The sequence below is a fragment of the Microcoleus sp. A6-C6 genome (assembly GCF_036705955.1).
GTDB lineage: Bacteria > Cyanobacteriota > Cyanobacteriia > Cyanobacteriales > Microcoleaceae > Microcoleus.
This window is the reverse complement of record NZ_JAUBVR010000128.1, coordinates 1-8,683: the sequence shown is the minus strand read 5'-3', so window position 1 is coordinate 8,683 and position 8,683 is coordinate 1. Positions and strand designations below refer to the sequence as shown.

Here is an 8,683-nt window from a genome sequence, read left to right as displayed (position 1 = left end):
TATTTGGTAGGCACTCAATAATCATTCTCCAATATACCAGGTTCTGCTAACATAAAATTTAGATGCGTTCGCCCTGGAGGCGGACATCGTTTGTGTAGGCGCGGTTTCAACCGCCGTCTGATCTTGGATTATAGCATCACGGCGAGGGCGATAAATCGCCCAAATCCATCCTCCGTTAAAAATCGCCTTCATCTACTTGAAATACAGTCAATCCCAAGCTTCTCCACATATCAACAACCTGCTGGCGATCGTCCAATACAAACTTAACATTATATTGCCCTGCAATATGCTGACGATAGATTTCATCTTTCATAATCGCATCCTTCCTCATATCTCCAGTTTTCCGCATATAGAGGCCTGCATAATTAACCTCGTATTGCCGTAACCATTGTTCAGTCTGAGGCTGACAATCATCGGTTCTACCCGATACTACGATAATATTAACGGTAGACTGCCACTTGCGGATGGTATCTAGGACGGGCTGATTCGGTAAATCGCGATCGCACTTTGAAGCATCAAAAGGATTTCTACCATTGAGAAGTGCCAGCGTACCGTCCATATCAACAATAATAGCATCCGGCAAATCGGGATTATATTCCGGTGGCTGAACGGGAACCCGCACATACTTATTGTACATCTTCAAAATCACATCTTTGCCCACAGAATTAAGTCTTTTTAAATCCCGTTTAATACATTCCTCTACCGGAACTTGCAGGAAAGAATCATTAATTTCGACAACAGCTTGACCTTTGACTAACTGTTTAATATGTTCGATATGCGGCCCAAAATTAGTATCATCAACAATGACGTGTTTGCCGCTTTCCAAAGCCATCAAAATAATCGTATCTCTCAACTGCACAATAAACTTTTCATTCGTCGGCGACCAATGAGAAGCGTGAGCCATTTCTCTCAACAAATCTTTATTGCTACGCACCCACCGTGCAGGTTCAGACAGCAGCAATTCCCTCGCAAATTGAGATTTTCCAGAAGCAGGTAAGCCGACAAGAACAATAACTCTTTTCATGACAATTGGTAATAGCTGATTGGTCAGTCATAGACTCAAAAATTCGCATTTTTACGGTGCGTAATGCGCACCTTACCGCTTATTCTTCAGTCCGCGGAGGCGGACATCGTTTGTGTAGTCGCGAATTCCATTCGCCGAGTTTGATTTATTCTTCATTCCGCGGAGGCGGACATCGTTTGTGTAGGCGCGAATTCCATTCGCCGTATACTATTAATTAGTTGACTCACAAACCTAAATTGATGTAATCCAAACCCAATAACTCTTCCATCTTATTTATCGTAACATCACGGAGAGCCTCTTTTACGCCCGCAACTCTGCGGGTCCGTAAAGAAAACAAAATCCCCGCATACGGCAAATGTTTCACCGCGAAAGCAAAATCTTTCTGCACTTCGATATGTTCATGCTGTCGATAAACCCCCTCAATTTCTTCAACCAAACATTGATACTTACTCTTAACTTTTTGATACAACTCACTCCACTCAGGAAAATAAGCTAAAAACTCTTCTCCTTCATTAGTCAAAACAATTTCGATCATCCTGCGGGTAGAAAACCCTTCGCGAAGATGGGAAATCGCGACATATTGCGGAGACTTAACCTTAACTCGGTTGAAGTTAGCGTCGCAAATAATATACCCTTCCGAATCCATCGGATCTAAATGTTGAGATGCTTCGATAACTTCTTTCCAGCTAGTCAAAGGATAGAAATTGACTACTTTCCACACATATCTGTTAGCCCAAAAATGGGGATCTGTTTCTCGCAGTGTTTCAGTATTGCGAACCCCGTGTAGCACGATGTCATTGTTGTTTTGCTGAACAACTATTCTATTATAAGGTGTCATCAACTCAAAGATAAAACACTCATCGCTTGCTTCCGGTAATTCATATCCCAATTCTTTCCAGACTTTCCAAAAAAGTTCGGCAAAGCTAAATCCAAAACCGTTAACTTCGCCGGCTGCGTCGGGAGTACCGCTAGATTGCACTCTCCATTCTCCTTTATAGAAATACATTACAATCAGAGAACCATCTAGTTTTTCGTAAACTTTGGCGCTACTCCAATCAATTGCTGCGGCGTGGCCTTCCCCGTAATTAAAAAATTTGTCATAGGGATAAGAAACTATTTCCCAGTTTTGAGATGAATCTAAAATAATGCCTCGACACTGCTGGACTATTTTTTCGCCCAGCGGGGATTCTATCTGCGAGTATTTCAGACATACTAAATCGGGATATTGGCGGTGGCGGGTAACTTTGATATGATAAGTTTCGCACAATGTTTCTAATCCGTGCTGGCGTAAATAATTTTGCAGTTCCACGTTCGATTCCTAAGTTTGTCGCTTGCTCTATTTTATCGGAAACTATATATTTTTGCGGATTTGTAAACAAAAATTAAACTATTTTTTTTTAATCCCTATTGTAATTTTTATATTTTGGAGTATCGTTGTAAATAGGTGAAAGCAGTTGGGGGCTAAAAGGGAATGTTTCAACATCTAGGACAAAAACAGTGAAAAATAAATTATTATTTTTGGCGACTTCTGCGTGCGTGTTGACTGCTTTAGTACCTGCATCGCGAGTTTTTGGTGCGGGCGAATTGTCGCAGCGGTTGTCGGAAATCCAATCTGTGGCTGTAGCGGGTACTGCTGTTCCGGTAAGTCAAATCTTGGGAAAATTAAAAGGCAAAACACAAGTGCCGATTTTTATTCCCAGTCGGCTTATTGTTTCGCAGAAGCTTTACTATTACAGCCAAGCGCAACCGAATAGCTATGCTATTTCAATAGATTATACAGCAAATTGCCGGGGTGCGGGAGCTTGCAATTTTGGGGAAGTTCGATCTCAAAAAGGCGGTGAATTTTCTACGAAAGTAGAAGGGGTAACTAAGACTTTAAAAAATGTTAAACTTGCCGGCGGAGTGAAAGGAGTTTTTCACAACGGTTGTGGTGCTTACTGCACGGCTTCTGTTGAGTGGAAAAACCAGGGATTTCTGTATACCGTATCAATTAAAAACGGAGGGGAATCGGAGGTGATTTTAACAGCAAATTCTGCTATTCTAGCTGGGAAACGCTAAGACAATTTTCGATTTTGATTGGGTATTTTTTACTCGTTCAATCAAAGGTGTCATTGCGAGGAACGAAGCAATCTTAGTCTTGGCGATTGCTTAGTTACCTCGCAATGACAAAAGCGAGGCAGAGCAAGAGTGATATCGATTGCCAGGCTGAGCCTGGGAACCAGTTAATTTTTGTAGCCTGGAAGTTAACCTGTTAAAGAATATACTATAGTTTTTTTTCGCTTACCTACTTGGAGGGAAATCAGGATGAGGGGAAGATGGCTATTTGGGGCGATTGTTGCTGGTGTGGTGACTGCTTTGACGATCCTCTTCGTTGGCGTAGCCCCCGTAGGGGCGGGCTTCGCGATCGCACTTTTGACACCATACTCAGCCCTAGCAAGGACAGAAACGCAAATAACAGAAATTCGCTGGTTTAATTATACTTCTCAAGATAGCTGGCAATCCGCACAATTTATTGTACCCGATCGCAATACTACACAATCTGCCGGCAGCAGCAAGTTGCGGTTGTACGATGTTCATATTGCCAAGATGTTTGAGATTTCGAGTTTTTTGTGCGATCGCGATCGCACTTCAGCAGGTTACAATTGGTCTTACGGAGCCGACAATGGCAACATTGACATGGGAATCTTCAAAATTAGCTGCAATCTCGCCCGCGCCACAGCCAAAACTTACGGGCTAGGGAAACCAGAAATTACAGTAATTCGCCGCAACTTCGATCAGAAAGACGGCCGCCCTTCTCTTGCTGTCGAAAAATATTCTATTCCTACTTTGAACGTTGCTAAAACTAGAGTTGTACAGTGGAGAAATTTTGTCCAAAAATTTCCCCCAATTCCCAACAATTCAGGTACAAATCAAGCTAATATTCGTTTTCCTGTAAGTAACATTTTTCAGCAAATCAAAGGCAAAACACGAGTACCTGTTTTTCTGCCGATCATACTTCCTTTATCTGACACTCAGCAACTTGATTTTGACGTGCAAGCTGGCTCCCACGGTTACATTGTTGGAATGTATTTAGGCAAAGGCTGCCGCGGCGGAGCTTGTTCTTTCGGCACAATCGAAGCGAAAAGAGATGAACCGTTTTCGCCTCCTTCGCAATTGCCGAGGGATACTTATAGAAGCATTGAATTAGCGGGCGGAATGAGGGGAATTTATTTCCAGACTTGCGGTAATTACTGCATTTCTTATGTGGAGTGGCAAAGGCTGGGTGTACTTTACCGAGTAAGTATCAAAAATGGACGGCAGTCAGATGTTGTTCGGATAGTAAATTCTGCACTCCAAGCAGGGCCACGTTAATACCATTTTCGATTTTTGATTTTCGTTGATGTACAATTAAACTGTACCTAAAAAAACTAATAAGATGCCTGCGATTAGCGTTGAAGAAGCCAAGCAGAATCTGCAAGCTATCTTGGAAAAAGTGACGAAAGGAGAAGAAGTGACAATCGTACAGGAGGGCAAAGTAGTAGCTCGCGTAGTCCCGCCGCTATCCAAGGAGGAGTGGTTAGCTAGGCATAAAGTATTCCGAAACTCCATTAATGTCAAGGGCGAACCCCTGAGCGCAACAGTCATTAGGCTAAGGGAGGAAGCACGGTATTGATTTATATAATAACTTTAACATCTATAACAAATATTTTTATTCGGGACAAACTGAATGATTGCGGTCAAACCAAATGATGTAGTAAACAGACTGAACGCGAAACCCAAATATCCATTTTTTCTCATCAATTCGCATTTCTGATAATCTCTCATCTTCAGGAATATTGTCAGGCAAAGTCGGATGAATGTTAATCAACTTATAACCCGTTCCCACTGATTCACCTCGTTTTTTTGAGCCGTGACCTTTGATTTGACCCCAAGTATATTTCTCGATTTTCTTTAGTCCTTCAATGAGGTCATTGATTTCTGATGATGTCCAGTCAGATAGAAGCCAACGATTTTTATCTGCATAAGTGAATCTGAAGCTAGGAGGCTCGTCATCTGTACTGCTTGGTCGATTTAACTGAGTTGCTTGCTCTGGAATTCTTCTTTGTTGCTTGTTTTGAGGTGGCTTTGGTATTTGACTTTTTTTACCCACTTACGCCTCCACCAAAGGTGCATAGCAGGCTTTCATATCTTCGTGGGAAATGATTTTAGTTGATGTTTCCGCAGGTTCTAATCCCTGGCGGGCGTTGAGCCAAGGTGTCTCAGATTGGGTCAATTCTGCCAAATGTTTAGCACTTAATTCTCCATAAGCATTCCAAACTTCTTCGAGTACCTCAATCTCATCTTCTTCAAATTCTCCCTCAAAATTATCAGGAGCGGGAATATCGGTATATTTGTAAGCTTTGTACTCATCCCAAACATGGCGGACAATGGGGCCGGAAACCCAAGCTTCAATATCTTGAAAAAATAGCTGCTGGCCTCTAAAGACTAAACTCCAAGCTTGTGCGTAATAAACGAGTTTTTGCAGTTTGAGAGGAGAAATAGTATCGCCTGCTTCTCTATCGACACGACATAAAAAGTAACGAGCTACATCCAGAGCGCTTTTCATAGTTTTAGGATTTTAGTAATTTGACAAATTTAATTTTTATGGTAAGCTATTCGGTGGCTTGAGAAGTTCGATCGCTATTTCCCCCTCATTCCCACATTTCTCTCCTCAAATCCTGCAACCTGGGAGCAAACTCTTCAGCTAAACCAGCTTCAGCCCGATCGACCCTAGGCAAATCATACACCGTCGGCTGCCTTCCGCTCTCCAGGTCGATCGGCTCAGTTTTATCCCCCGAATTGTCCCAACCAGCAATTAAAGTCCCCACCTGCGGTACGCTAGATCAGGTGAATATACTGGCTCATTTCAAGCTATCCTGCGATCGATCTTATGTCCCCAACCACATCTGCCCCCTCCCGAACCGTCCGCATCGGTTCCCGCAAAAGCCAACTCGCCCTCGTCCAAACCCACTGGGTGCAAGCAGAGCTACAGAAACACTTCCCGGAACACACTTTTGAAGTCCACACCATGTCCACCCAAGGGGACATAATTCTTGATGTCGCCCTCGCTAAAATCGGCGACAAAGGACTTTTCACCAAAGAATTAGAAACGGGAATGCTCAACAATGAAACGGACTTTGCCGTTCATTCCCTCAAAGATTTGCCTACCAATTTACCTGAAGGTTTAATCTTAGGATGCGTCACCGAACGAGAAAATCCCGCTGATGCCCTGGTTGTACACTCCAAACACAAAGACAAGCAACTCGACACCCTCCCAGAAAATGCAGTAATCGGTACTTCTTCGCTGCGCCGACTGGCTCAACTGCGGCACCATTTCCCTCATTTTGAATTCAAAGATATTCGCGGCAATCTCAATACTCGACTCGCTAAATTAGATGATGGCGGTTACGACGCGATTATTTTAGCAGTTGCAGGACTCGAAAGATTGGGAATGGGCGATCGCATCCACCAAATTATCTCTCCCGAAATCTCCCTTCACGCCGTCGGACAAGGTGCTTTGGGCATCGAATGCCGCGCCGGGGACACCGAAATCATGGCAGTGATCAAAGCTCTCGAACACTCGGAAACCGCCCAAAGATGTTATGCCGAACGCGCATTTTTGCGGGAATTAGAAGGCGGCTGTCAAGTACCAATCGGCGTAAATACCAAAATAGAAAACGGTCAATTAACCTTAACCGGAATGGTATCGAGTCTCGACGGCAAGCGATTCGTCAAAGATACTGTTTCCGGCACAGCAGATACTGCTGAAATGCTGGGAATTGACCTCGCCCACCGCCTGCGCGAACAGGGAGCGAGTGCAATTTTGGAGGAAATTTTTATCGAAGTTCAACGCGGTTCATAAATGCGATCGGCATTAATTTCTCAATGCTTTTAGACGCGAGATATCGCCTTTTGTTAAATAAAAATAATTGGCGGTTCGCTTTTGTTTTGACAGGTACAATAGCAGTCTGATTGTAGATTTTAGATGGTAATTTTCAATAAAATTGCCGATTTCACAAATATAGTGGTTCTCAAAAAAGTGAGAATAGCCCTATGCCCTATGCCCTATGCCCTATGCCCTATGCCCTATGCCCTATGCCGGATATTACCTCATCTTTCTGAGAAAGGCTATATCTGACTAATTTAGGACGCTCCGCACGGTGTTGAGAAACCCGGTTTATGGATGGATGCCAGGGTGTAAAGCCCAGGATTTTTAGTAGAAACCGGGTTCCTTTACATCAGCCCTATAATTGTCAATATACCAATCCAAAATCTACAATCAAACATCCCAAATAAATCAGCAACCTAATTTCAGGGAAAGGTAAAATATGAGCGAAACTCAATTAAAGCTAGGATTGGCAAAAGTTCAGCAACTTTATCGCAAAATGCAGGCCGATCAGAAAGCTTTGCAGCAGCAATTGAAAGAGTTTAAAACCCAGACGGGAAACTTTTCCGATGTCGTCGAGCAAGTCTTGCCCTCCGTAGTTTCAGTTTACGTGATGGATTGGGAGACAGGAGAAGAAATTTCTTCCGGTAGCGGCTTTTTTGTTTCCCCTGACATAATTGTCACTAACTATCACGTTGTCGAAGATATTGCCGATGAAGATTATTTCTACGAAGAAAATGAAGTCGAACAGGTTTTAGTTGAAACTAATGACGGAAAGTTGAGAATGGCAGAGGTGGTATTTACTGGCAATGCGGAAGAGGATTTAGCATTGCTTTTGATTACTGGTTTTATGATCGATCCGGAAACAGGGGAACAAGTAGAATCTCCCGAAGAATATCCTCCTTTAGAGTTATCTTTTGATGTGAAAGTGGGCGATCGGGTAATTGCTGTGGGCAATCCTTTGGGGCAGTTTTCCTCAACTGTAACTCAAGGTATTATTAGTGCAATTCGCGAACCGGAAGAGTATGAGGTGGGCGAGGATGATGAAGATGAGGTTGCCGAGGTGAAGGTGTTGCAAACTGATGCGGCGATTAATCCAGGAAATTCGGGCGGGCCATTGATTAATATGGCCGGTCAAGTGGTTGGTGTGAATACGTGGGGATGGGAAGATGCTGATAGTATTAATTTGGCGATCGCCTCCGTGGCTTTGGATGACTTTTTAGCTGGATTTGAGGAAACTTTTGAGGGTGATGGCGAGAATTAGTCGGTAGTTGTCGGTAATCTGTGATTCTGGCGTTGGCGAAGCCCTCGAAGAGGATCGCTCTTTTTCTGAGACGGGATGAAAAGGGCGATCGCCTTTATGAGGAAATAGCCGAAGCAGGCGCAATTGTGCGGAGTGGCATCAGGAATTCTTGCTTTTCTTCGGGAGTGATGTAGCCACCATTGACGGCCATTTGCATTAGTTGTTCGACAAATTCTTTTAACTCTGTAATAACTTGAGTTTGATGCAGTTGAAAGTGTTGATTTTGGGATTTTAGGGTAAACTCGTTTGGAGATAGATATCCAAACTTTTTGAAATTACAGCTAATGCGATCGTTGGCTAATGGCTGTAATTCCAGAGTCAGGCAAACACTTTCAACAAATTCTATTTTGATTGATTTTCCTTGGGATAAATCACTGGTAGTGATAAATATGTAGTGATTAGATATTCATTGGCTCAAAACATAGTTGTAATGATGGATAAAATACCAAAT

Annotated in this window: 10 protein-coding genes; 5 read left to right on the top strand and 5 right to left on the bottom strand. The window is 43.1% G+C overall.

Annotated elements, in window-relative coordinates; translation table 11 throughout:
• Positions 1-175: 175 nt before the first annotated feature.
• Positions 176-1,024, bottom strand: coding sequence for a phosphatase domain-containing protein (locus QUB52_RS27860; RefSeq protein WP_332975538.1), 849 nt, complete (start codon positions 1,022-1,024; stop codon positions 176-178).
• A 223-nt stretch (positions 1,025-1,247) separates the two neighbouring features.
• A complete protein-coding gene (locus QUB52_RS27855) occupies positions 1,248-2,333 on the bottom strand; it encodes a T4 RnlA family RNA ligase (protein WP_332975537.1) in 1,086 nt (361 codons plus the stop codon).
• A 188-nt stretch (positions 2,334-2,521) separates the two neighbouring features.
• Between QUB52_RS27855 and QUB52_RS27850 the strand changes: the two genes are divergently transcribed.
• From QUB52_RS27850 to QUB52_RS27840, 3 genes are all read left to right on the top strand, one after another.
• A complete protein-coding gene (locus QUB52_RS27850) occupies positions 2,522-3,082 on the top strand; it encodes a hypothetical protein (protein ID WP_332975536.1) in 561 nt (186 codons plus the stop codon).
• Positions 3,083-3,328: 246 nt separating this feature from the next.
• Complete coding sequence (locus QUB52_RS27845; RefSeq protein ID WP_332967496.1) at positions 3,329-4,375, top strand: hypothetical protein; 1,047 nt, start codon at positions 3,329-3,331, stop codon at positions 4,373-4,375.
• A gap of 64 nt (positions 4,376-4,439) precedes the next feature.
• The gene (locus tag QUB52_RS27840) at positions 4,440-4,676 is read left to right on the top strand and encodes a type II toxin-antitoxin system Phd/YefM family antitoxin (RefSeq protein ID WP_265238777.1); all 237 of its coding nucleotides are present in this window, start codon (positions 4,440-4,442) and stop codon (positions 4,674-4,676) included.
• A gap of 36 nt (positions 4,677-4,712) precedes the next feature.
• On the opposite strand, the gene QUB52_RS27835 is transcribed toward QUB52_RS27840, so the two are convergent.
• The 3 genes from QUB52_RS27835 to QUB52_RS27825 form a co-directional block, all read right to left on the bottom strand.
• Entirely contained in the window at positions 4,713-5,153 is a 441-nt protein-coding gene (locus tag QUB52_RS27835; protein ID WP_332975535.1) for an MAG6450 family protein, read from the bottom strand.
• The gene (locus QUB52_RS27830) at positions 5,154-5,609 is read right to left on the bottom strand and encodes a Panacea domain-containing protein (protein ID WP_265238780.1); all 456 of its coding nucleotides are present in this window, start codon (positions 5,607-5,609) and stop codon (positions 5,154-5,156) included.
• 85 nt (positions 5,610-5,694) lie between these two features.
• Positions 5,695-5,871: a hypothetical protein gene (locus QUB52_RS27825; RefSeq protein WP_265238781.1), complete on the bottom strand. Its 177-nt coding sequence runs from the start codon at positions 5,869-5,871 to the stop codon at positions 5,695-5,697.
• A gap of 62 nt (positions 5,872-5,933) precedes the next feature.
• Between QUB52_RS27825 and hemC the strand changes: the two genes are divergently transcribed.
• Positions 5,934-6,905, top strand: coding sequence for a hydroxymethylbilane synthase (gene hemC, locus QUB52_RS27820; protein WP_265238783.1), 972 nt, complete (start codon positions 5,934-5,936; stop codon positions 6,903-6,905).
• A gap of 466 nt (positions 6,906-7,371) precedes the next feature.
• Entirely contained in the window at positions 7,372-8,193 is an 822-nt protein-coding gene (locus QUB52_RS27815; RefSeq protein WP_265238785.1) for a S1C family serine protease, read from the top strand.
• Positions 8,194-8,683 lie beyond the last annotated feature (490 nt).